The organism is Buchnera aphidicola (Cinara splendens) (assembly GCF_900698975.1).
GTDB classification, from domain to species: Bacteria; Pseudomonadota; Gammaproteobacteria; order Enterobacterales; family Enterobacteriaceae; genus Buchnera_F; species Buchnera_F aphidicola_AI.
This window is the reverse complement of record NZ_LR217722.1, coordinates 195,266-219,153: the sequence shown is the minus strand read 5'-3', so window position 1 is coordinate 219,153 and position 23,888 is coordinate 195,266. Positions and strand designations below refer to the sequence as shown.

Annotated in this window: 20 protein-coding genes, 3 tRNA genes, 1 rRNA gene and 1 pseudogene; 11 read left to right on the top strand and 14 right to left on the bottom strand. The window is 24.1% G+C overall.

Annotation, left to right across the window (positions count from 1 at the left end):
* Positions 1 to 10: 10 nt before the first annotated feature.
* From trpCF to sppA, 6 genes are all read left to right on the top strand, one after another.
* Positions 11 to 1,411 (top strand): bifunctional indole-3-glycerol-phosphate synthase TrpC/phosphoribosylanthranilate isomerase TrpF, encoded by a 1,401-nt coding sequence (gene trpCF, locus BUCISPPA3004_RS00925; protein ID WP_154048873.1) that lies wholly within the window; start codon positions 11 to 13, stop codon positions 1,409 to 1,411.
* A gap of 4 nt (positions 1,412 to 1,415) precedes the next feature.
* The gene (trpB, locus tag BUCISPPA3004_RS00920) at positions 1,416 to 2,600 is read left to right on the top strand and encodes a tryptophan synthase subunit beta (RefSeq protein WP_154049071.1); all 1,185 of its coding nucleotides are present in this window, start codon (positions 1,416 to 1,418) and stop codon (positions 2,598 to 2,600) included.
* 8 nt (positions 2,601 to 2,608) lie between these two features.
* The gene (trpA, locus tag BUCISPPA3004_RS00915; protein WP_154048872.1) at positions 2,609 to 3,430 is read left to right on the top strand and encodes a tryptophan synthase subunit alpha; all 822 of its coding nucleotides are present in this window, start codon (positions 2,609 to 2,611) and stop codon (positions 3,428 to 3,430) included.
* 122 nt (positions 3,431 to 3,552) lie between these two features.
* Positions 3,553 to 4,290 (top strand): YciC family protein, encoded by a 738-nt coding sequence (locus tag BUCISPPA3004_RS02120; RefSeq protein ID WP_420021854.1) that lies wholly within the window; start codon positions 3,553 to 3,555, stop codon positions 4,288 to 4,290.
* 234 nt (positions 4,291 to 4,524) lie between these two features.
* Positions 4,525 to 4,947, top strand: a complete 423-nt coding sequence (gene yciA / locus BUCISPPA3004_RS00905) for an acyl-CoA thioester hydrolase YciA (RefSeq protein WP_154048870.1) — start codon at positions 4,525 to 4,527, stop codon at positions 4,945 to 4,947.
* Between the two features lie 376 nt (positions 4,948 to 5,323).
* Positions 5,324 to 7,189: a signal peptide peptidase SppA gene (gene sppA, locus BUCISPPA3004_RS00900; RefSeq protein WP_154048869.1), complete on the top strand. Its 1,866-nt coding sequence runs from the start codon at positions 5,324 to 5,326 to the stop codon at positions 7,187 to 7,189.
* Positions 7,190 to 7,393: 204 nt separating this feature from the next.
* Here the strand turns inward: sppA and lipA are convergent, their stop codons facing one another.
* The 6 genes and pseudogenes from lipA to mnmA form a co-directional block, all read right to left on the bottom strand.
* A complete protein-coding gene (lipA, locus tag BUCISPPA3004_RS00895; protein WP_154048868.1) occupies positions 7,394 to 8,335 on the bottom strand; it encodes a lipoyl synthase in 942 nt (313 codons plus the stop codon).
* A 90-nt stretch (positions 8,336 to 8,425) separates the two neighbouring features.
* Positions 8,426 to 8,991, bottom strand: a pseudogene (gene lipB, locus BUCISPPA3004_RS02115) (lipoyl(octanoyl) transferase LipB).
* Positions 8,992 to 9,131: 140 nt separating this feature from the next.
* Complete coding sequence (locus BUCISPPA3004_RS00885) at positions 9,132 to 9,782, bottom strand: MarC family protein (protein WP_154048867.1); 651 nt, start codon at positions 9,780 to 9,782, stop codon at positions 9,132 to 9,134.
* Positions 9,783 to 9,923: 141 nt separating this feature from the next.
* Positions 9,924 to 11,876 (bottom strand): exoribonuclease II, encoded by a 1,953-nt coding sequence (locus BUCISPPA3004_RS00880; protein ID WP_154048866.1) that lies wholly within the window; start codon positions 11,874 to 11,876, stop codon positions 9,924 to 9,926.
* Positions 11,877 to 11,994: 118 nt separating this feature from the next.
* Positions 11,995 to 12,759 (bottom strand): enoyl-ACP reductase FabI, encoded by a 765-nt coding sequence (locus BUCISPPA3004_RS00875; RefSeq protein WP_154048865.1) that lies wholly within the window; start codon positions 12,757 to 12,759, stop codon positions 11,995 to 11,997.
* A gap of 275 nt (positions 12,760 to 13,034) precedes the next feature.
* Complete coding sequence (gene mnmA / locus BUCISPPA3004_RS00870) at positions 13,035 to 14,144, bottom strand: tRNA 2-thiouridine(34) synthase MnmA (RefSeq protein ID WP_420021853.1); 1,110 nt, start codon at positions 14,142 to 14,144, stop codon at positions 13,035 to 13,037.
* A 307-nt stretch (positions 14,145 to 14,451) separates the two neighbouring features.
* Between mnmA and lepA the strand changes: the two genes are divergently transcribed.
* From lepA to acpS, 5 genes are all read left to right on the top strand, one after another.
* A complete protein-coding gene (lepA, locus tag BUCISPPA3004_RS00865; RefSeq protein ID WP_154048863.1) occupies positions 14,452 to 16,242 on the top strand; it encodes a translation elongation factor 4 in 1,791 nt (596 codons plus the stop codon).
* Between the two features lie 22 nt (positions 16,243 to 16,264).
* The gene (gene lepB / locus BUCISPPA3004_RS00860) at positions 16,265 to 17,155 is read left to right on the top strand and encodes a signal peptidase I (RefSeq protein WP_154048862.1); all 891 of its coding nucleotides are present in this window, start codon (positions 16,265 to 16,267) and stop codon (positions 17,153 to 17,155) included.
* Between the two features lie 82 nt (positions 17,156 to 17,237).
* On the top strand, positions 17,238 to 17,918 hold the full coding sequence (gene rnc, locus BUCISPPA3004_RS00855) for a ribonuclease III (RefSeq protein WP_154048861.1): 681 nt from the start codon (positions 17,238 to 17,240) through the stop codon (positions 17,916 to 17,918).
* Between the two features lie 7 nt (positions 17,919 to 17,925).
* Positions 17,926 to 18,771, top strand: coding sequence for a GTPase Era (era, locus tag BUCISPPA3004_RS00850; RefSeq protein WP_154048860.1), 846 nt, complete (start codon positions 17,926 to 17,928; stop codon positions 18,769 to 18,771).
* A gap of 33 nt (positions 18,772 to 18,804) precedes the next feature.
* Positions 18,805 to 19,185, top strand: coding sequence for a holo-ACP synthase (acpS, locus tag BUCISPPA3004_RS00845; protein ID WP_154048859.1), 381 nt, complete (start codon positions 18,805 to 18,807; stop codon positions 19,183 to 19,185).
* A gap of 12 nt (positions 19,186 to 19,197) precedes the next feature.
* On the opposite strand, the gene tadA is transcribed toward acpS, so the two are convergent.
* The 8 genes from tadA to BUCISPPA3004_RS00805 form a co-directional block, all read right to left on the bottom strand.
* Positions 19,198 to 19,659: a tRNA adenosine(34) deaminase TadA gene (gene tadA, locus BUCISPPA3004_RS00840; RefSeq protein WP_154048858.1), complete on the bottom strand. Its 462-nt coding sequence runs from the start codon at positions 19,657 to 19,659 to the stop codon at positions 19,198 to 19,200.
* 25 nt (positions 19,660 to 19,684) lie between these two features.
* Positions 19,685 to 20,173 (bottom strand): SsrA-binding protein SmpB, encoded by a 489-nt coding sequence (smpB, locus tag BUCISPPA3004_RS00835; RefSeq protein WP_154048857.1) that lies wholly within the window; start codon positions 20,171 to 20,173, stop codon positions 19,685 to 19,687.
* A gap of 87 nt (positions 20,174 to 20,260) precedes the next feature.
* Positions 20,261 to 20,797, bottom strand: coding sequence for a nucleotide exchange factor GrpE (locus BUCISPPA3004_RS00830; RefSeq protein WP_154048856.1), 537 nt, complete (start codon positions 20,795 to 20,797; stop codon positions 20,261 to 20,263).
* A gap of 153 nt (positions 20,798 to 20,950) precedes the next feature.
* A tRNA-Asp gene (locus BUCISPPA3004_RS00825) sits at positions 20,951 to 21,024 on the bottom strand.
* Positions 21,025 to 21,103: 79 nt separating this feature from the next.
* Positions 21,104 to 21,811 (bottom strand): DNA polymerase III subunit epsilon, encoded by a 708-nt coding sequence (gene dnaQ, locus BUCISPPA3004_RS00820; RefSeq protein ID WP_154048855.1) that lies wholly within the window; start codon positions 21,809 to 21,811, stop codon positions 21,104 to 21,106.
* Between the two features lie 183 nt (positions 21,812 to 21,994).
* Positions 21,995 to 22,067: transfer RNA gene (locus tag BUCISPPA3004_RS00815), tRNA-Ala, on the bottom strand.
* Between the two features lie 10 nt (positions 22,068 to 22,077).
* Positions 22,078 to 22,154: transfer RNA gene (locus BUCISPPA3004_RS00810), tRNA-Ile, on the bottom strand.
* A 64-nt stretch (positions 22,155 to 22,218) separates the two neighbouring features.
* Positions 22,219 to 23,774 (bottom strand): 16S ribosomal RNA (locus tag BUCISPPA3004_RS00805).
* Between the last annotated feature and the right edge of the window lie 114 nt (positions 23,775 to 23,888).

Genomic DNA, 23,888 nt, shown 5'->3' with positions numbered 1-23,888 from the left:
AAGAAAAATTATGAAAAATAATATAATTTCTAAAATATTAAAATATACACAAAAATGGATTCAACATAAAAAACAAAGTGTACCTTTAAGTTCTTTTTCTAGAAAAATTAAAAAAACAAACTATTTTTTTGAAAAAAAATTAAAAAAAAATAGTCCATCATTTATATTAGAGTGTAAAAAATCTTCTCCTTTACACGGCATTATTAGAGAAAAATTTAATATTTCAGAAATAATATCAACTTATCATAAACATGCTGATGTTATTTCGGTGATTACAGAAAAAAAATTTTTTCATGGTAGTTTTCAATATTTATTACAAGCACGTGAAAAAACAGATAAACCATTATTATGTAAAGATTTTTTTATTGATCCATATCAAATATATTATGCACGGTATCATCAAGCAGATGCAATATTATTAATGCTATCTATTCTTGATAATAAAACGTATATACAATTATCTAAAATCGCAATTAGTATGAACTTAGGAATATTAACTGAAGTACATACTTTAAATGAATTAAAACGTGCTTTATTTTTAAAAGCTACAGTAATTGGAATTAATAACAGAAATTTAAATGATTTATCTGTAAATCTTGATACTACTAAAAAACTTGCCCCGTTAATTCCTCAAAATAAAATTATTATCTGCGAATCAGGTATTAATAATTATAAAGATATTCGCTTACTTAGTAAATTAGTTGATGGTTTTTTAATTGGAACACATTTAATGCATTCAACTAATTTAGAATTTTGTGTACGTAAATTAATATACGGTGATAACAAAATTTGTGGTTTAACAATTTATGAAAATGCTAAATTAGCAGAACAAGTAGGTTGTGTATATGGAGGTTTAATTTTTATTCCTTCATCAAAACGATTCATTACTACAAAACAAGGAATAAAAATTGTAAAAAATGCTTCATTAAAATATGTCGGTGTTTTTTGTAATCAAACGCATCAAGATATTTTAAAAAAAGTTTATAAATTAAATCTACATGCTGTACAATTACATGGAACAGAAACTAATGAATTTATTAATACTTTAAAGAAATTATTACCTAATAATGTGCGTATTTGGAAAGCAGTATCTGTAAATCAAAATACTGTTATATATAAAAATGAATATATTGATCGTTACATATTAGACCATAAAACAGGTGGAACAGGAAAAAATTTTGATTGGAAATTAATAACACAATTTAATATATCTAATATGATGTTAGCTGGAGGTTTAAATATAAAAAATATTTTTTTAGCATCTACATTAGGTTTTCTTGGATTAGATTTAAATTCAGGTTTAGAAAAAAGTCCGGGAGTTAAAGATCCTGATAAAATTAAATCAGTATTTGCAATATTACGACTCTGTTCAAAAAATAAGAATTTACTTAAAAAAAAAATTAACAGTTAATATTATGACTATACTTAATCCCTATTTTGGAAAATTTGGAGGAATGTTTGTTCCACAAATTTTAATGCCAGCTTTATATGAATTAGAAAGAATTTTTATTGAAGCGCAAAATAATAAAAAATTTAATAAAAAATTGCATAATTTACTGTGTTCTTATGCAGGTAGACCTACTCCTTTAACATTATGTACAAATATTACTAACAATACAAAAACTAAAATTTATTTAAAAAGAGAAGATTTATTGCACGGAGGAGCTCATAAAACTAATCAAGTATTAGGACAAGCTCTATTAGCAAAGAAAATGAAAAAAAAATGCGTTATTGCAGAAACAGGAGCGGGTCAACACGGAGTAGCTTCTGCTATAGCTTGTTCTCTGTTGCAGTTAAAGTGTAGAATATACATGGGAGTTACAGACATGTCTAGACAATCTCAAAATGTTCTTAAAATGAGATTATTAGGAGCAGAAGTAATTCCTGTATCATCTGGATTAGGAACTCTAAAAGACGCTTGTAATGCGGCTTTAAGAGATTGGTCTAATAGTTATCCTGATACTCATTATATGATTGGAACAGTAGCAGGCCCCCACCCTTATCCTACTATTGTACGAGAATATCAAAAAATAATTGGACAAGAAACTAAAAAACAAATTTTGTCAAAAAATAATATTCTACCTGATTTTATTGTTGCTTGCGTAGGTGGAGGATCTAACGCAATTGGAATATTTTCATCTTTTTTAAAGGATAAATCAGTTAAATTAATTGGTGTTGAACCTGCTGGACTAGGATTACATACGAATCAACATGGAGCTGCTTTAAATTTAGGTAAGAAAGGAATTTATTTTGGTATGAAATCATATCTCATGCAAAATAATGATGGACAAATTAGAAAATCGTGGTCAATTTCAGCTGGTTTAGATTTTCCTTCAATCGGACCAGAACACGCATGGTTAAAATATATACAAAGAGTTAAATATGTAACTATTACTGATAAACAAGCAATTGATGCATTTTTAAAATTATCTAGACTAGAAGGTATAATTCCAGCTTTAGAGTCATCGCATGCTATTGCATATGCGTTAAAATTAATGCATATGAATCCTACAAAAAAACAAACAATAATTGTGAACTTATCTGGTCGGGGAGACAAAGATCTTACAACTATTGATAATATTATTAATAAGTCAAAATAAGTATAAACATGAACTCACGATATAAAAGTTTATTTAAACAGTTGTATTCTAAAAAAGAATGTTGTTTTATTCCTTTTGTAGTTTTAGGAGATCCATCTATGGATGTCTCTTTAGAGCTTGTTGATATCTTAATCAAAAATGGTGCTGATGCATTAGAATTAGGAATACCATTTTCTGATCCAATATCAGATGGAATTATTATACAAAAAGCACATGATAGAGCTTTAAAAAATAATGTTACTGTTAAGCAGTTTTTTAGTGCTATTAAAAATATACGATCTAAACATCCTGCAATTCCAATTGGAATATTAACATACGCTAATCTTATTTTATATCATAAATTAAAGTATTTTTATTCATATTGTAGTTCATTTGGTATTGATTCTGTTTTAATTGCAGATGTACCAATAGAAGAATCTTATTCATTTAAAAAAATAGCAAATACATATAACATATTGTCAGTTTTTGTTTGCCCTCCGGACGCTAGTAGTAATTTAGTAAAAAAAATAGCTGATAGTAGCCAGGGGTACGTGTATCTCGTATCTAGACCTGGAGTAACTGGTATTCAAAAAATATATTCTAATAAATTATTAGTACAAACCATTAAAAAATTAAAAAAATATCAATCTTCTCCTATTATACAAGGATTTGGAATTAATAAACCTTCTCAAGTTAAAGATATTTTGAAAACTGGTATACAAGGTATTGTGTGTGGTTCATGTATAGTAAAAATTATAGAAGATAATATTTGTGATGTTGAAAAAATGTTAATAAAAATGAAACAACAAGTGATTAGATTTAAGAATGAAACAAAAAATATTTTTACCTAAGAAATAAATGTTTTTATGTAAAAAAATTTTTAATAAAATATATTTTTATAGTTATATTATTTATAATATCGACATATATTATTTACTTAATATAAGGAGGATATATCTTGTTTAATATATATATGATAATGATAGATGTACATCATTTTTTTTATAAAAATATAACAAAAATATTAATATTTTCTACTATAACCTCGCTTATAAAATTATTAATACACTGTGCTTTTAGTGTTACTACACATGAAGCATCTTGCTTATATAATATAGATTATTTTAAAAAAATATCTTCATTTCAAATGATATATAATATGAACGCAAGTCAAAAAAAAATAATTTTTTATTCTATATTTATGAAAATTATTAGTACAGTTATTAGTAATTTATTTTTATTAACATTAATATTTGGTGTGATACCATTTATTTCATCATTTTTAATAAAAAATTTTTATTACATAATTAAATATGTATTTAAATCTTTTTTTTTGTTTTCTTTAATTCTTTGTTTGCAATATTCATTAATAGAAGTTAAATTTAGTTTATTTACAATTTTGAAAATGTTATTACATAGTATGTTTTTTATATCCTTTATTTACTATATATCTGAAAAAAAAGATGTAGCTAATGCGTTGTGTAATGGTATAGAAATCATATTTTTTAATATTAATCTCATGATTCCTAAAATTTTAATTTGGTTAATATTTAGATGGTTAATTTCAATATTATTAAAATTATTGATTATATTTCCAATTTATATAAATATTTTTTTGTTAAATATATTAATAAATATATATTTTTCTTATATAATTATATACTTATTTAGATTGTATTATTTTTCTAAATATAAAAATATAGTCTATTAGACTGTATTCTCGTATATTAAAATATGTTTTTTGATTTTTTTTAAAAAACATTATATAACTATATCATAATTATTTAATTAATAAATTTTATAAATATATTAAATATATTTGATATTTTTAATTTAAAAAAGTTAATTGTTTATAATAATTTTTTACATGTAAAAATTAACATAATTATCAAAGACAATTTTTATAAAAATTTTAAAAAATATTAAAGTTCAACTAGTGAATCAAATGTCAAAATATAAAAATAACAGTATTGCTAAAGCTGATAACATAATGTTAAAAACACTTGCTATGCCATCCTACAGAAATGTCAATGGAAAGATATTTGGAGGTTGGATTATGGCTCAAATGGATCTTGGTGGTGGAATTTTAGCAAAAGAAATTTCAAAGGGATTAGTATATACTGTGAGCGCTCAAGATATAAATTTTATTAAACCTATATCAGTAGGAGATGTGGTAACTTGTTATGCTCAATGTATAAAAATGGGTAATACCTCTATGACTATTCAAATTGAAATATGGATTAAAAAAATGAATCCTAGTTCTTATGGAATATCATATTGTGCAACAACAGCTACATTTGTGTATGTTTCTATAAATGAAAAAGGTAAACCAAAATTATTGTCTATTATTAACACGGCACAAAAATAAAAATTCTATACGATAGAATTTTTCTATTAATTAAAATAAAATAAATAAAATTTTGTAAAATATATTAATATATATTAGTAAGGATAAATAATTATATTTAAAATTAAAAATTTTTATATATTAAAATAATTCTTTGTATAGATAAACATTTTTATTAAAAAATATTTATTTGATATAAAATTATATTAATATATTTATTTAAATTTTTTTAAATTTATATTATTTATATATAAAATATATAAAATATATATATTTTATATTAGAATAATTAATAACTGCAATGCATATGTAATTTTGTTAAATTCATTTTTTGCAAATTTTATATATTATTTTATTTTTAAAAAATTTAGCTTATTACAAGGGGATCATTATTTATATGACTATGTTATTTAGTTTTATAATCAAAATATTTAAATGTATATATAAGTTATTAACTATAGTACGAGAAGTACTACTTAATTTAATGTTATTAATAATGATCTGTATATTTATTTGGTTTATTCAAGATGTTAAAAATCAGCCAAAAACTGATGTTGTAAAGAAAAATCCTAGAGTATTGATTATACGTTTATATGATTCTTTTGAAGAAAAACCATTAAAAAGCATATTTAAACATGGATTTTTTCATTATTTTTCAAATGATCAGGATTCTGATAATCCAGATAACTCTGTTTTTGAAATTACTAAAAAAATTAAACAAGCAGAAACAGATCCTTCTATATTAGGTATAGTACTACAAGCAGAAAATAATTTTTCTAGTGATCAAGTAGTTTTAGAATATTTTGGAAAAAAATTATACGAATTTAAAAAATCAAAGAAACCAATTGTTGCAATAGGAAGTAGTTATTCACAAAGTGAATACTATTTAGCGAGTTTTGCTGACAAAATATTTTTGTTACCTGGTGGATCTATTTATTTTAATGGTATTTCTAATACTAAAATGTTTTTAAAACAATTTTTAAAAATGTTTAAAATACATATACATGTTTTTAAAATAGGAAAATATAAATCAGCTGTAGAACCTTTTTTAAGAAATAGTGCATCCAAAGAAAATAAAAAAATAGATAAAAATGTTGTACAGTGTAAATGGAAACATTTTTTAAATGTGATAGCGCATAATAGAAGAATACCTGTACAAGATATTTGCCCTAGTACTGATGAATTTATTGAAAAATTAGATAAAAATAAAAATAATTTCGCACAGTATGCTTTGCATAATCACTTAATAGACTATATTGCTGAAAAAAATAGTTGTACAGAGTATTTAATTAAAAAATTTTATAAAAATACAAATAACGACGATTATCCTGTTGTTGACATTCATCAATACCCTCTTTATGGGCAAAAAGTTTCTTCAGATTCAAATAAAATTTCAGTAATTATAGCAAATGGTGTAATTGGAGATAGTTCTGATGAACCGGATGCTATGGATATTCCATATGTTTTAAGTGAAATTAACCATGCTCAATATAATGATAAAATAAAAGCTATAGTATTGAGAGTCAATAGTCCTGGTGGTAATACAGAAGATTCAGAACTTATAAGACAAAAATTACTTAAGTTAAAAAAATGTAAAAAACCAATAGTAATTTCTATGGGAGATATGGCTGCATCTGGAGGTTATTGGATTTCTACAGCTGGTGATTATATCGTAGCTCATCCTACTACACTTACTGGATCTATAGGTATTTTTTCTATTATACCGACTTTAGAAAAAACATTATCATTAATAGGTATACATTCTAGCGGAGTACATACCGATTGTTATAATTCATTTGATTCATTTACTAATATATCGCTTCAAGAAAGAAAAAGAGTATTGCTAGATATTTCTTATGGATATAAAAAATTCATTAAAATAGTAGCGCATGCACGCAATAAAACTAAGAAATATATAAAAAAAATTGCTAATGGTAGAGTTTGGTTAGGAGTACATGCTAAGCGAATAGGATTAGTAGATGAAATAGGTGATCTAGATCTTGCTATTAAAAAAGCAGCAAAACTAGCAAAATTAAACAATTTTGATGTTATATGGACAACTAAAAATTATACTATTTCTGAAATAGCTAAAAATAAAATAAAAACATTACTAAAACAAAAATCTTATAGTATTCTACAAACATTTTTACCTAAAAAATCTATAGATACAGTTGTATCTTTTTATAAAAAAATTCATTATATCTGTAAAATTATAAAATTTAATAAATTGAATTCCTTTTGTTTTGATAAATATACTATGTAATAGTAACATTTTTTAAGTTTAATAAAACACCAATAAAAAATAAATTAATTTTTTTTGGTGTTTTAATATAATTTAATAAATTAATTCATGTATTTAATATTTTTATAAAAAATAAATGTTTAATATTTATTGATATAATAAATATATATGAAATATATATTATATTTTTAAAATTATTATTTAATGTAAAAATTATTTATATATTTAAATATATTGCTTTTCAGCATGATACGATGATCTTACTAAAGGACCGCAAAAAACTTTAAGAAAACCTAAGGATAAAGAAATTTTTTCAAACTCTTTAAATTCATGAGGTGTAATATATTTTTTTACAGATAAATGATATTTACTAGGTTGCATATATTGACCAATTGTAACTATAGATACACCTACGGATTTTAAATCTTCAAGTACAGATATTATCTCTTTTTTTTCCTCCCCTAAACCTAGCATAATTCCAGATTTTGTAGGCACGCTTGGACATATTTCTTTGAATTGATGTAATAAATTTAAAGAATTAATGTAATTAGCTCCAGGACGAACTTCTGTATATAATCTTGGAACATTTTCTATGTTATGATTAAATACATCTGGAGGATATCTATTAAATATATTTAATGCTATTTTTTCTTTTCCACGAAAATCAGGTACTAAAATTTCTATTTTTGTATCTTTTTTTTTTCTAAGTTCAGATATACATTTAGCAAAATGATTAGCTCCACCATCTTTTAAATCATCCCTAGATACTGCTGTTAATACAACATATTTCAAATTTAATTTATTGGTAACCTGAAATATTTTTTTAGGTTCATTAAGGTCTATTGCTAAAGGTCTTCCTTTTTTTACTGCACAAAAAGGACATTTACGTGTGCATATAGAGCCTAAAATCATAAATGTAGCAGTTCCTTGATTAAAACATTCAGATAAATTAGGACAATTGGCTTCCTCACACACAGAATGTAATTTATAATTTTTTAATATATTTTTAATTTTATTAATTTTTTTCAAGTTAGATGGTAATCTAATTTTTAACCATTTCGGTTTTTTTAAAGTCAGTGACTGGGATTTATTAGATAATATATTAGATATAATATGTGTATCTTTTTCTTTTTTTATGCGTACATTAATTTTTTTTTTTTGAAACATATTTATTCTTCTATGATTTTGTTTTGTTTTTTAAAGAAAATCAGTAGGTAAAACCATATATTGATTTTTGTTAAATGTATAAGTCAATAATCAATTATTTATTACAAAATAATCAAAAAAAATACAAAAATTTTTTATGAATAAATCTTTTATAATTTTTATAGAAATATTTTTATTGAATTCTTTTATTTGTGTCATTGACATTTTTTTATTGCCACAAGGATTGATATATTTAAATGGAGTTAAATTCATATTTACATTTAAAGATAAACCATGCAAAGAGCAACCTTTTATAATTCTAAAACCTAAAGAACAAATTTTTTTTTTTTTACATATACTCCGGGCCATTTTTTGTCTATATATGAAGATATTTGTAAGTCTTTTAGTAATTTAACTATTACGACTTCAATTTTTTGTACTAATTTGTAAAATTTGATTTTTTTTCTTTGTAAATTAATTAAAAGATATACTGTTAATTGACCAGGTCCATGATATGTAATTTTTCCACCTCTAATAGATTGAAAAACTGGTATTTCATTAATATAAGAAGTGTTATATTTTTTTTCTGATATACCATATGTAAAAACAGGATAATGTTCAACTAACCATAATTCATCAATAGTTTTTCGGTCCCTTTTTTTTGTGAATTTATGCATTTTCTTTTCTATATTTGACCAATCACATAAACCTAAGTCTCGTATAATAATTTTCATTGTTTTAATTTTATACATATATTAATTAATTAAAAAATAATTTAATGTAATTATTATATTTAAATGAATATTTTTTATGATTTTTATATTATAGGTGTACAAAAAATATTATGAATTCCATAAATAATGGATTTTATACTAATAGTTAATAAAAAAAAACCAAAAATACGTATCATTGTTAAAATAATTGAATAATTTATAAATTTAAAAATATATAAGCTAATTTTACATATATAATAACATATTATAGAAAATAAAATTATAACAGCAGTTCCACCTAATAAATTATAAATACTATTATTATGTATACTCCATGTAATAATCATTGCAATAGAACCTATTCCTAAAAGGAAGGGTGTAATTAAGGTGAGATAAGGTGGTTGTATATTTATATCCATAAAATTGTTATTTTTTAAATTCTTATTAGAAACATTATCAATAGTGGTTTTAAGAAATGTCCAAGAAGTAAATAACATAATTATACCTTCAGTAATACTTACAAAAGCTAAAGGTATATTAAAAAATTTTAAAATAACAGATCCTAAGAATAAAGTAACACATAAAATTATAGATAAACTAAAATGCATTAATATATTTATCTTATTTGTTTGTTCATTATTTTTTAAATAAAAAGAAGATAAAAACATTAATATTACATTAATTGGAGTGATTAAGATAAATAAAGTAATAAAAAAATTTAAATAAAGATATATATTGGTATTTAAAAAGTTCATAGAAAAATCCTTTATATAATTATAATATTGTTTTTTAATATTAATAATTATTTATTAATTTTTAATAAATAGTGTATTACTATGATTTATTTATGAGTAATTATGTTATTTTGAAATATTATGATGATATCATATATCATTTTATTTTACTAAAGTTGCAGTAATTTTTTTTGTTATGTAATTTATAGATAATAAACGTACAAGAATATTATCTGATATTTTATAATGAATTTTATTTTTTATATATATAATTCCTGATTCTGGTTTACATATTATTTCATGATTAATATTATGAATATATGTAACAGGAATAAATATAAAAGCTCCGTTTTTTAATAAACGAGCGCTCATTCCTCTTCTAGAAACATCAATAATATATGCATAATAATTTTTTTCATTATAATTTATTGAATGAAAAAAATTTATATATAACCACTCTTCTATTTTTCTAACCGCCATGCGTGTTTTTCTTTTACGTTTAACAATATGTGATATTACTGTATGATCCGGAGGAGATATATTTTTGCATCCTTTAATTACTGATTTAATTAATCGATGATTTATCATATCACTATATTTTCTTATTGGAGATGTCCAAGTAGCATACGAGGATAACCCTAAAGAAAAATGAGGTTTTGGAAATGTACATATTTCTCCAAAAGACTGAAATTTATATATTCTATAATTTACGTATTCATTGGATAATATATCTAAAGATCTTTTTAATCTACAAAAACCAGATATCGTCATGAGTTCTTCAGATGTATATAATATATTATATTTTTTTAAAAATTTGACCACATTTTTAATATTAAAATAATTAAATCCAGAATGTGCATGATACAAACCAAAACCTAATTGTTTGTCTAAAAAATCAGCAGCACAGATATTTGCAGAAATCATAGATTCCTCAATCATTCTATGAGCTATTCTTTTTTTATCTACAGAAATATCTAATATTTCCCATTTTTTAGATAAATGAAATGTGTATTCAGGATAATTCTGAAATAGAATAGCATGTTTTTTTCTCCAATTATTCCGAATAATATATATTTTATTTAATAAAAATATTTGTTTTTCAATTCTTTTATTGAATGGTTTCCATGTTCCTGATTTTTCTAACCAATCGGATACATCATCATATGATAACTTGCTTTGAGATTTAATCCAAGCTAAAAAAAATTTTGTTTGTTTTGTTATGATTGTACCGTCACCATCAATTATTATTTTACATGCTAATACTGGTCTTTTAGCGAAAGGTTTTAAAGAGCAGATATTTTCAGAAAATTCTTTTGGTAACATTGATATATTTAATCCGGGTAAATAATTTGTAAAAACACGTTTTTTTGCTATATTATCTATTTCTGTATTTACTGATATATATTCAGTAGGATCAGCTATAGCTACAGTAAGGATAAGATGATCTGAATTGGTTTCTTCAATATAAGTAGCATCATCAATGTCCTGAGTATGATTATTATCAATAGTAATAAAATCTAAATTTGTTAAATCAATACGATTATTATCAGAAATATGTTTTGGAAAAACATTTAAAAAATCTACTTTAGGTGATTTTTTTTCTAAATTGTACTTTGATAAAATAACATGCCAGGGTGATAATGGATTTTTTTTTTCAGAAATAAATCCTGTTATTTTAATACTAAAACAGTTATTTTTATCACGTAAACCGTGTTGTTTTAATTCTGCAGTGACCCAATCACCATTTTTCCAAGATCTTTTAATAGTAGTGCTATATTTATGGAACATTATATTTTGTATATATGGATATCTAGATTGTATATAAATTGAATTTTTGTATTTATGTATAGATCCTATAAATTTTTTTAAAAAAGGTTCTATTAATTTTTTAGGAAATACAATTTCTCTGTTATTTATTTTTTCAATTGATCCTATTATCCTGTCTCCATTAATAACTTGTTTCATGTTTTTTGGGGGAATAAAATATGTCGTTTTAGAATTTACTCTTAAAAAACCAAAACCTTTAGATGTACTTTTTACAATTCCTTCTACTTGAGGTTTGTTATTATATAATTGATTTTTTAATTGCATAAGTACAGGATTATTTCGAAACATAATATTATAACCTAATAATTTTATTACTATTTTTAGAATGAAATCAAATTAATGCTAACATATATTGATGTTATTTTAATAAAAAAAATAAGAAATATTTTTATAAAATAACATAAAATTACATAATATTATTTCCATGATCGACATATATAATTTGTCCGGTAATCCCACTAGACAAATCAGAGCACAAAAATGCTGCAACATTTCCTATTTCTTGTGTAGTTATATTTGTACGTAATGGAGAATTATTTTTGTTATTTTTTATAATTTTATAAAAATTTTTTATTCCATAAGCTGAAGTAGTTTTTATAGGTCCTGCTGAAATTGCATTTACTCGTATATTTTTTTTTCCTAAAGAAACAGATAAATATCTAACATTTGCCTCTAATGAAGCTTTTACTATACCCATTATATTGTAATACGGAACATATTTAATAGAACCAATGTATGATAATGTTAAAATAACTGATTTATTGTTAAGAAAATTTTTAGCTTCTTTAACTATTGCTACTAAACTAAAAGAATTAAGTTCATGTGCATTTAAAAAATCCTTTCGGTTAATTATTTTAACATAATTATTATTTAATTGTACGTGAGGTACATATGATATAGAATGTACAATTCCATCGAAAGTATTCCATATTTTGTGTAGATTTTTGAATAGTATTTTTATTGATTCATCTGAATTTAAATCACATGCTAAAATTATTTTAGAATGAACTTTTTTTGCTAAATGCTCAATCTTTTTTTTTGATTTTATATCATGATATGTAAAAGCTAGTTTAGCTTGTTGTTTATGCATTGCAATTGCAATTCCCCAAGCAATAGAAAAGTGATTTTTTATACCAAAAATTAAAATTTTTTTATTTTTTAAAAAAGCCATATATTAGATATACCTATTATTTCATTAATGATGAAATATTTTTTAGTATTAATAGAAAGAAAAATTATATATTTATATTATATATAATTAATTAATTTTTATTTTAAAAAAAAATATTTATATAGTTTAAATAACAATAATTGTTTATAACTAAATTATATTTTTTGAATGTTTTATTTCTTTTAATATATAAATATTAATAATATAATTAAATATATATTTAATGATGTTAAAGTAATTAATTTTAATAGTGCATTTAAATATTATTATTTTACTTACGGTAAGTATTTTATTCTTTTATGTATAATAGCTCCACCCATACACTGATTATGGTTATAAAATACTGCTGATTGTCCAGGTGCAATACTTGCTATGGGTTTAGTAAAAATAACATAATTATTTTTGTGTTTTTTATTAATATAAACAATACAATTTATTGGATAGCTTTGATGTCTGATTTGTACCATACACTGTAATTTAAATGTACATAATTTGTAATTAATCCAATAAATTCTTTTTGTTAAAAACCCATATGATAATAAATAAGGATTTCCTGCTCCTTGAACAACAAAAATAATATTTAATTTAATATTTTTTTTAACTACATACCAAGGATATGTATTTTTATTTTTTTTTCCTCCTATTCCTAATCCTTTTCTTTGACCAATCGTATAATATTCATAACCGTAATGTAACCCTAAAAATTCTCCAGACATTGTCAATATTTTTCCTGTTTTATAAGGAATATATTGATTTAAAAATAATTTAAATTTTTTAGGTTGAATAAAACAAATTCCAGTAGAATCTTTTTTTTGATATACACATAATTTTATTTTTTTTGCTAATTTTCGTATTTTTGTTTTTTTTATGTTTGCAAGAGGAAAAATAATTTTTGGCAAAATATTTAATTTTAAAGTATATAAAAAATAACTTTGATCTTTATCTAAATCTTTAGCTCTGTACAAATAGTATTCATTTTTTTTTTTTTTAATTGCAGCATAATGGCCAGTTGAAAAATAATCAGCTTTTAGTTGTTCTAGCGCAAAATTTAAACAAATATCAAATTTTATTATTTTATTACATAAAATATCGGGATTTGGAGTGTAACCTTTTTTATATTCTATAATAAATTCATGAAATACTTTTTCCCAATAATCTAAAGAAAAATTAATAGTATGTAATTTAATACCTAATTTTTTACATACCGATTTAGCATCAGATAAATCAATTTTAGAAGAACAATAATCACTAGAATCATTTTCTTCCCAGTTTTTCATAAATATACCTTCTACATCATATCCTTTTTTTAATAATAACCATGCTGAAACTGAAGAATCTACTCCTCCTGACATAGCTAAAATAACTTTTTTTTTTTTCATTTTAATATTATAACGCCACATTAGTTTTATTTAAAAATGTATGTATATATAGAGAAAATTTGTTATATACTAAAATATTACATTAAAATTTATTAATTTAATCTATTTAAATAAAATTAGTAAATAAATAAAATTTTCCTATTATATTATATATAATATATATAATATATTTTATATAATTTTTATATTATATATGATATGCAAAAAAATTTATTAAAAATATTTAATTAAAGTTATTGCTAAATAATTATATTTATTTTGAATACATAATTGATTAAATTAACATTATAATAGATAATAAATAGGTTATATTATGAAATATATAAGAAATTTTTCTATTATTGCTCATATAGATCACGGAAAATCTACTTTATCTGATCGATTAATACAAACTTGTGGTGGTTTATCTAAAAGAGAAATGTCAGAACAAGTTTTAGATACTATGGATTTAGAACGAGAACGTGGTATTACAATTAAAGCACAAAGCGTAACAATTGACTATATTTCTAAAAAAGGAAAAAAATTTTGTTTAAATTTTATTGATACACCTGGACATGTAAATTTTGCATATGAAGTTTCAAGAGCATTATCAGCATGTGAAGGTGCATTATTATTAGTAGATGCTGCGCAAGGCGTTCAAGCACAAACTGTTGCAAATTGCCATAACGCTTTAAAAATGAAATTATTTATTTTACCTGTTTTAAATAAAATTGATTTACCTAATTCTTATCCAAAAAAAGTTTGTAAAGACATAGAAGATATAATTGGAATTTCTACCAAAAATATTGTATTTTGTTCTGCAAAAACAGGTTCGGGAATACCAGAATTATTAGAAAAAATCATAACTGTTATTCCATTCCCTGAAGGGAGTTGTGATAATCCTTTACAGGCATTAGTAATTGATTCTTGGTTTGATAAATACCTAGGTGTAGTATCCTTGATACGTATAAAAAACGGTGTTATAAAAATAAATGATAAAATTCTTATTCTAAGAACTAAACAAGTCTATCAAGTAGATCAATTAGGTATATTTACACCAAAAAGAATTTTAAAGTCAATATTATCATGCGGAGAAGTTGGTTGGATGATTTGCGGTATTAAAAATATCCGATCTATATTAGTAGGAGAAACAATTACATCATTAATCAATCCTGCTAATAAATTACTTTCAGGTTTTAAAAAAATTAAGCCTAAAATATATGCAGGTTTATTTCCTGTACAAAATAATCAATATAATCAGTTTAAAGAGGCTCTAAAAAAACTTCAATTAAATGATTCTTCTTTATTTTATGAATTAGAAAATTCACAAGCATTAGGATTTGGTTTTAGATGTGGTTTTTTAGGAATGCTACATATGGAGATTGTTCAATCTCGTCTAGAGAGAGAATATAATATAAAAATAATTATAACGGCACCTACAGTGGTATATGAAGTAATTATTCTAAAAAATAAAAAAAAAATCTATTTAGACAATCCTGCTAAATTTCCAAATTCTAATTGTATTTATGAAATTAGAGAACCAATAGCATTTTGTAATATTTTAACACCTGTTAAATACATAGGGGACATTATTAAATTATGTATTAAAAAAAGAGGTATACAAAAAAATTTAATATATCATAATACTCAAACTATAATTCAATATGAAATTCCATTATCTGAAGTTATTTTAAATTTTTTTGATCAGTTAAAATCTATATCCAGTGGATATGCTTCATTAGAATATAATACTATTGGTTTTAAAAAAAGTGATTTAGTTAAAATTGATATTTTAATTAATTCTATTAAAATTGATGCATTATCATCTATATGTCATAGAAAAAATTCTGTTTTTTTTGCAAAAAAAATGATAGAAAAAATAAAAAAAATAATACCTAGACATCAATTTAATGTACCAATTCAAGCTTCTATTAATAATAATGTTATTTCTCGAGCTAATATTATTCAACTCAGAAAAAATGTATTATCTAAATGTTATGGAGGTGATATCAGTAGAAAAAAGAAATTATTACAGAAACAAAAAAAAGGAAAAAAAAGAATGAAAATCATAGGGAATGTTAAAATTCCTCATGAAATATTTTTTTCGATATTACAATTAGATTAGAAATTATGTGGAAGAAAAATATATGAAATTTTTAAATAAATATATATTTATTATTGTAACTGGAATATTATGTATTTTATGGATATCACATTATATAAGTATTATTTACAACATATTTTTAAAAAAAAAAAAACAAACACATAAAAACAAATTATTAAGCCAATTATATCAAATATTTCCATTAATTATTTTTATTACTGGCGCTAGGTTGTTTTTTTATGAACCTTTCACTATTTCATCAAATTCCATGTATCCAACATTATTTACAGGTGATTGCATTATTGTGCAAAAATTTTCTTGTTTTAAAAATAATATATACAATAATAAAATTGAATTTAAAAAATATAAACCTATTAGAAATGATGTCATAGTATTTCAATATCCAAATTATATACAAAAAAATTATATTAAACGTATTATAGGTATGCCAGGGGATATAATCATATATAATCCTTTTACAAAAAAAGTATATGTTATAAATAATAGACATATAGAACATACAACTTTTTTCTATAATAAGTCTTGTACTAAGACAGACAAAACGATAAATCTTGCTTATTCTCAATATAATAATAAAAATGTAGGTACATACAGATGTTTAAAAAAGGAATTTTATCAAGAAAAAATTTTTAATTATTCACATAATATAATAATTACGCACGGAATAAAAAATTTTTTATATAAACCATATAAACCATATAATTATAAAAAAAAATGGACATGGATTATTCCTAAAAATAAATATTTTGTAATTGGTGATAATAGAGATCAAAGTTCAGATAGTAGATTTTGGGGTTTAGTTTCAAAAGAAAATATTATAGGAAAAGCAAAATATGTATGGTTTAATGTAAATTATACTAATAAAAATTGGTGGAATACAATACTTTGTAATAGGATTTTTAAAAAAATTTAATAAAATCATCATAAATATTAAATTAAATAAAACAATTTGTATTACGAATATATCAATTATTTTTATTTTTAACCGGTGTTATATGAATGCAACAGTAATGAACAAATTACAACAATTTATTGGCTATACATTTACTAATGTATCTTTATTACAACATGCTTTAACACACAGAAGTGCCAGTATCAAACATAACGAAAGATTGGAATTTTTAGGAGATTCTATTTTGAGTTTTGTTATAGCAAAAGCTCTATATCATCATTTTCCTAAAGTAAATGAAGGAGGTATGAGTCGAATGCGTGCAACTTTAGTAAGAGGTAATACATTAGCAGAAATTGCATCTGAATTTTCTTTAGGAAATTATTTAAAATTAGGACATGGAGAAAAAAAGAGCGGAGGATTTAAGAGAGAATCTATATTAGCAAATGCGATTGAAGCTGTAATAGCCAGTATATTTTTAGATAGTAATATTTATACTGTAGAAAAAATAGTATTACAGTGGTACAAACATCGTTTTATGAAAATGAATCCTGTAGGAACGAAAAAAGATCCTAAAACTCGATTACAAGAATTTTTACAATCTAAACGTTTTCCTCTACCTATATACAATATAGGTCAGATATGTGGTGCAGCACATAACCAAATTTTTACTATTTATTGTAAAGTAAATGGATTATCAGAGATACTGATTGGAATTGGAGCTAGTCGAAGAAAAGCTGAACAAGATGCTGCTCAAAATGCATTAATTCGATTGGAGGTAGAATAGAATATTTATGAAAAAAAATACTTTTTTTGGTAAAGTATTAATAGTTGGTCGAACTAATGTAGGCAAGTCTACTTTATTAAATCAATTTATAGCATCTAATGTTTCTATTACATCACGAAAACCGAATACCACTCAATCATATGTAACAGGTATTTATACTTCTAATGTAACACAATTTGAATTAATTGATTCTCCAGGAGTAGAGATCAGTCACAAAAAATATCTAAATAAAAAAAATTTGCGTAATACTTATAATTTGATTCAAGAAACAAATATTATTATTTTTATGATTACTAGTTTTGTATGGACCTCACAGGAACAACAATTATTAGATTATATTAAAAAAAATAATGATACATATATAGTAGTAATTAATAAAATTGATAAAATTAAAAATAAAAAATCATTACTACCTTTTATTTTTAAAATAAGTCAGTTAACTGAAAATCATGAAATTTTTTTAATTTCAGCTAAAAAAAAAATGTATCTAGAACAGATATTAACTTATATTAGTAAAAAATTACCAATATCGCAGCATAAATATTTAAATGATGTAAAAACAACTTGTACTAAAAAATTTTTAACTACAGAAATAATTAGAGAAACTTTAATAAATCTTTTAAATCAGGAATTAGTATATGCTTTCACAGTATCAGTATCTTGTTTATATCAAGATAAAAAAAAAAGATATATCATTGAATGTTTAATTTTTATTAAAAACATACGTCACAAAAAAATAATTATTGGATATAAAGGAGAAAAAATAAGACAGTGTTGTCGTATATCGCAATATAAATTGAAAAAATTATTTAAAGAATATATTTTTTTAAAAATACAAGTAAAAATCAAATAAATTATAGTGTAAACAATAATATTAGAGGAAATCATGGCAATTATTGGTATTGGAATAGATCTAGTGAGTATAATACGTTTTAAAAAATTGATTTTTTGTTATGGTCTTGCAATACCTAATAAAATTTTATCACATAAAGAATTGATAGATTATAATATATTTTATAATAAAGAAAAATTTTTATCTATAAGATTTTCTGCAAAAGAAGCAATAGCTAAAGCTTTGAATATAGGAATTTATGAAAATATGTTTTTTAAAAACTGCGAAATAATATGTAATTCATATGGAACGTTAGTTGTTCGTATGTACGGATTTTTAAAAAACAAACTAAAAAAATTAAAAGTTAAAAATATTTTTTTAAGTGTTGCAGATTCATTAGAATATACTCAATCTATTGTTATAATAGAAAATTAAAAAAAAATAGAACTATCTTTTTGTTTTAAAAAAATCTTTTAATAAATTTGAGCATTCATTTAATAGAATGCCAGATTTAATTTCTTGAACATGATGTTTTACATTATGTATATATAGTAAATCCATAAAAAAAGAAAAGTTATATTTTTTAAAACTATAAGAACCATAAACTACTTTACGTATTCTAGAAGAAATAATAGCTGAAGAACACATTAAACATGGTTCGTGTGTTACATATAAAACTGTATTATATAGTCTATAATTTCTTAATCTATTTCCTCCTCTTCGTATTACTAAAATTTCTGCATGAGCACTTACATCACAAAGAGAAATGCAAGAATTCCATGAAGAACTCACAAGGTTATTATCTTTAACTAAAACAGATCCAATAGGTATTTCTCCTTTATTTTTTGCATGGTGAGCTTGTTTTAATGCTTTTTTCATCCAATAATTGTCAATATTAATTGAATTCATAAAAATTTTTTTTTAAAAAAACACCTCAATTATTTTTTTTATTTAAAAATATTCTTTTAAAGATAGTAGATTGCTCTATTTTCCAAGAATTATTTTTTTTTTCTAATCTTTTATCTCTTTTTGATTTACCTTTTGCTATTCCTATTTTAACTTTACACCAAGATTTATGCCAAAATAATTGTATAGGAACAACTGTATAACTTTTTTTTTGTACATAATTAATTATTACTTCTATCTCTTTTTTATGTAATAATAATTTCCGAATACGATCTGATTTACATAAACAAGAATTTACAACAGTATTTAAGGGCTGAATATGTACTCCAATTAAATATATTTCATTATTATTGATATTTATATATCCAGAAGTAAGTTGTACACGACCTAAACGAATAGACTTAACTTCCCATCCTTGTAAAACAATACCGGATATAATAGTTTTTTGTATATAAAAATTATATTTGACTTGTTTGTTTGTAAAAACTTTTTTTGTTTTTTTTTGTATAGATTTCAATATATATTCCTTTATTTTAATTGAATTACAACATTTTACTCAAAATATAATAAACCAAAAAAAATAATTATATGTACAAATATTATTTTATTTTATTTTAGAAACTGAAACTAAAGCTGGTCTTAATAATCTATTTCGTAATAAGTATCCTTTTTGGATAATATTAGCAATATAATTGTTTTGATATTTTTTAGAAAAATCAATAGATATAGCTTGATGTAAATGAGGATCAAAAGGTATATTGATAGAATTAATAACTAAGATATTATATTTTAAAAAAAAGGATGAAAAATTTTTTTGTATTTTTTTTAAAAATATATAAATATCTGAATTTTCATAGTTACAGTTATTCAATACGTTTTCTGTTGAATCTATACTGTCAATTACAGGTAACATGGATAGAATCTTTTTTTCAAGAGAAAAACAATAGGTATTATTAATTTTTTTTTGTAATCTTTTTTCAATTTGTAAAAATTTTTCTGAATAATTATTAGATATTTTTAATAGATCTTTTTTTAAAAATGATAATTTTATTTTTTTTTTTTTTAACGATTCTCTATAACTTTCTAATGTACTATTTTTTTTTTTTTCAGATTTATTTTGTAAAAAATCATTGTTATTCATAAATATATTTCCTAATTATATTCATATAAAATACTTTTTTATCAATTAAAAGTTTCCAAGAAATACATATTTTTTTTATTATTAATCATCATTACTTTATTAAAGTTATAAAAATAAATATTAAATAGAAATTTAATTCAAAATAATATTTTACGGTGCGGACGGGATTCGAACCCGCGACCCCCGGCGTGACAGGCCGATATTCTAACCAACTGAACTACCGCACCTAATATAAATACTAAATTACAATATAGATTTTATATTTAGTTTGTTAAACAGTCAAGAAAAAAATGATTAAAAATATGCTTAAATATAATTTTTATTAATCATATTTATATATTTTTGATGGGTTTTTTTTTCTGAAACAGAAGCAAGTAAAATTTTTAAAGGTTTATTCTTATTATATTTACTATTTAATGGTGACAGTATTTTTTTTGTACTACTAGATCGGAAATTTATTTCTTGTTGATTACTAGTCATATATAAATATAACTTAAAAAGTATCCAAGAATCTAGTAAAGCTCCGTGAAAATTTCTTCTTGAATTTTTAATATTATATCTACTACATAAAGCATCTAAACTATTTTTTTTTCCGGGAAATAATTTTCTTGCAATAAATAAAGTATCTGTAATTGTACTAAATTCACATATCTTACTAATATTAAGATTTAATTTACTAAATTCATAATCTAAAAAACTGATATCAAAAACAGAATTATGTACTATAATTTCTGATTTCTTTATAAAATTTATAATATTTAAATAAATGTCAGAAAAATATGGTTTATCAGATAAAAATTTATTAGAAATACCATGAATCTTGTATGCTTCTTCTTCAACAATACGTTTTGGATTTAAATAATAATGTAAATATTTACCAGTATATTTTCTATCAATAATTTCTATAATTCCAATTTCTATTATTTTATGATTAAGATATAAACAACCAGATTTATTCATTCCAGTAGTTTCTATATCGAGAATAACTTGTCTAGAATTATATAAGGAATTCATTATGAATATATTTAAAATATTATAAGTTTACAAAAAATATATATGTAATTAATCACTTTTAGTGATTAATAGTTATGAACTATAAAACAAATTTTTTACACAAAAAATAACAGTTTTATATTAATTATTTTATTTATTTTTAACTCAAATAAGAAAAATACAATGTAAAAACTATATTTATACTGGAGCTAAGCGGGATTGAACCGCTGACCTCCTGCGTGCAAGGCAGGCGCTCTCCCAGCTGAGCTATAGCCCCTTTTTCATTATGGTAGGCCTGAGTGGATTTGAACCACCGACCTCACCCTTATCAGGGGTGTGCTCTAACCGGCTGAGCTACAAGCCTGTTTTTACTAAACAATAAATCAGAAAATTTGTGTGAGCACATTTCAATTAAATGTTTTATATTTTAAGGAGGTGATCCAACCGCAGGTTCCCCTACGGTTACCTTGTTACGACTTCACCCCAGTTATGAACCACAAAGTGGTAGGCGCCCTCCAAAATTTGGTTAGGAAACCTGCTTCTTTTGCAACTCACTTCCATGGTGTGACGGGCGGTGTGTACAAGGCCCGGGAACGTATTCACCGTGACATTCTGATACACGATTACTAGCGATTCCGACTTCGTGGAGTCGAGTTGCAGACTCCAGTCCGGACTACGATACACTTTATGAGGTTTGCTTATCTTTGCAGAGTTGCTTCTCTTTGTATGCACCATTGTAGCACGTGTGTAGCCCTGGTCGTAAGGGCCATGATGACTTGACGTCGTCCCCACCTTCCTCCGGTTTATAACCGGCAGTCTCCCTTGAGTCCCCGGCCTAACCGATGGTAACAAAAGATAAGGGTTGCGCTCGTTGCGGGACTTAACCCAACATTTCACAACACGAGCTGACGACAGCCATGCAGCACCTGTCTCATAGTTCCCTAAGGCACTTCCGTATTTCTACAAAATTCTATGGATGTCAAGACCAGGTAAGGTTTTTCGCGTTGCATCGAATTAAACCACATGCTCCACCGCTTGTGCGGGCCCCCGTCAATTCATTTGAGTTTTAGCCTTGCGACCGTACTCCCCAGGCGGTCGACTTAATGCGTTAGCTTCAGAAGCCATTTCTCTGTGGATACAGCCTCCAAGTCGACATCGTTTACAGCATGGACTACCAGGGTATCTAATCCTGTTTGCTCCCCATGCTTTCGCACCTCAGTGTCAGTTTTCGTCCAGGAGGTCGCTTTCGCCACAGGTATTCCTCCAGATATCTACGCATTTCACCGCTACACCTAGAATTCTACCTCCCTCTACGAAACTCTAGTTACTCAGTTTCAAATGCAGTTCCTAGGTTAAGCCCAGGGATTTCACATCTGACTTAAATAACCACCTACGAGCTCTTTACGCCCAGTAATTCTGATTAACGCTCGCACCCTCCGTATTACCGCGGCTGCTGGCACGGAGTTAGCCGGTGCTTCTTTTTCAGATAACGTCAATTAATAACGATATTAGCGTTATCACCTTCTTCTCTGACGAAAGTACTTTACAACCCGAAGGCCTTCTTCATACACGCGGCATAGCTGCATCAGGCTTTCGCCCATTGTGCAATATTCCCCACTGCTGCCTCCCGTAGGAGTCTGGACCGTGTCTCAGTTCCAGTGTGGCTGGTCATCCTCTCAGACCAGCTAGAGATCGTTGCCATGGTAAGCCATTACCTTACCATCAAGCTAATCTCGTCTGGGTTCATCTATATGCGCAAGGCCCCCTTATTTAAGGGAGTCCCCTACTTTGGTTGTTGAACATTATGCGGTATTAGCTATCGTTTCCAATAGTTATCCCCCTCATATAGGTAGATCCCCAGATTTTACTCACCCGTTCGCCGCTCGCCGTCAAAAATATAAATATTTTTCCGTTGCCGCACAACTTGCATGTGTTAGGCTTGCCGCCAGCGTTCAATCTGAGCCATGATCAAACTCTTCATTTACGTGTAACTTTTATTACAAAACTAATTTTTTTTTACATTAAAATTAATAATGAATAATTTGTATCTGAACATTTAATTTTCATGTGCCCACACAAATTTTCTGAAATATTTTTT

Bases quoted from the DNA above. Each gene is read 5' to 3' on its own strand.
- tadA (WP_154048858.1), bottom strand. From the start codon at position 19,659: ATGAATTCAATTAATATTGACAATTATTGGATGAAAAAAGCATTAAAA.
- sppA (WP_154048869.1), top strand. From the start codon at position 5,324: ATGACTATGTTATTTAGTTTTATAATCAAAATATTTAAATGTATATAT.
- BUCISPPA3004_RS02120 (WP_420021854.1), top strand. From the start codon at position 3,553: ATGATAATGATAGATGTACATCATTTTTTTTATAAAAATATAACAAAA.
- trpA (WP_154048872.1), top strand. From the start codon at position 2,609: ATGAACTCACGATATAAAAGTTTATTTAAACAGTTGTATTCTAAAAAA.
- yciA (WP_154048870.1), top strand. From the start codon at position 4,525: ATGTCAAAATATAAAAATAACAGTATTGCTAAAGCTGATAACATAATG.
- rnc (WP_154048861.1), top strand. From the start codon at position 17,238: ATGAATGCAACAGTAATGAACAAATTACAACAATTTATTGGCTATACA.
- BUCISPPA3004_RS00880 (WP_154048866.1), bottom strand. From the start codon at position 11,876: ATGTTTCGAAATAATCCTGTACTTATGCAATTAAAAAATCAATTATAT.
- trpB (WP_154049071.1), top strand. From the start codon at position 1,416: ATGACTATACTTAATCCCTATTTTGGAAAATTTGGAGGAATGTTTGTT.
- BUCISPPA3004_RS00885 (WP_154048867.1), bottom strand. From the start codon at position 9,782: ATGAACTTTTTAAATACCAATATATATCTTTATTTAAATTTTTTTATT.
- acpS (WP_154048859.1), top strand. From the start codon at position 18,805: ATGGCAATTATTGGTATTGGAATAGATCTAGTGAGTATAATACGTTTT.
- dnaQ (WP_154048855.1), bottom strand. From the start codon at position 21,811: ATGAATTCCTTATATAATTCTAGACAAGTTATTCTCGATATAGAAACT.
- trpCF (WP_154048873.1), top strand. From the start codon at position 11: ATGAAAAATAATATAATTTCTAAAATATTAAAATATACACAAAAATGG.
- lepB (WP_154048862.1), top strand. From the start codon at position 16,265: ATGAAATTTTTAAATAAATATATATTTATTATTGTAACTGGAATATTA.
- era (WP_154048860.1), top strand. From the start codon at position 17,926: ATGAAAAAAAATACTTTTTTTGGTAAAGTATTAATAGTTGGTCGAACT.
- lipA (WP_154048868.1), bottom strand. From the start codon at position 8,335: ATGTTTCAAAAAAAAAAAATTAATGTACGCATAAAAAAAGAAAAAGAT.
- BUCISPPA3004_RS00875 (WP_154048865.1), bottom strand. From the start codon at position 12,759: ATGGCTTTTTTAAAAAATAAAAAAATTTTAATTTTTGGTATAAAAAAT.
- BUCISPPA3004_RS00830 (WP_154048856.1), bottom strand. From the start codon at position 20,797: ATGAATAACAATGATTTTTTACAAAATAAATCTGAAAAAAAAAAAAAT.
- lepA (WP_154048863.1), top strand. From the start codon at position 14,452: ATGAAATATATAAGAAATTTTTCTATTATTGCTCATATAGATCACGGA.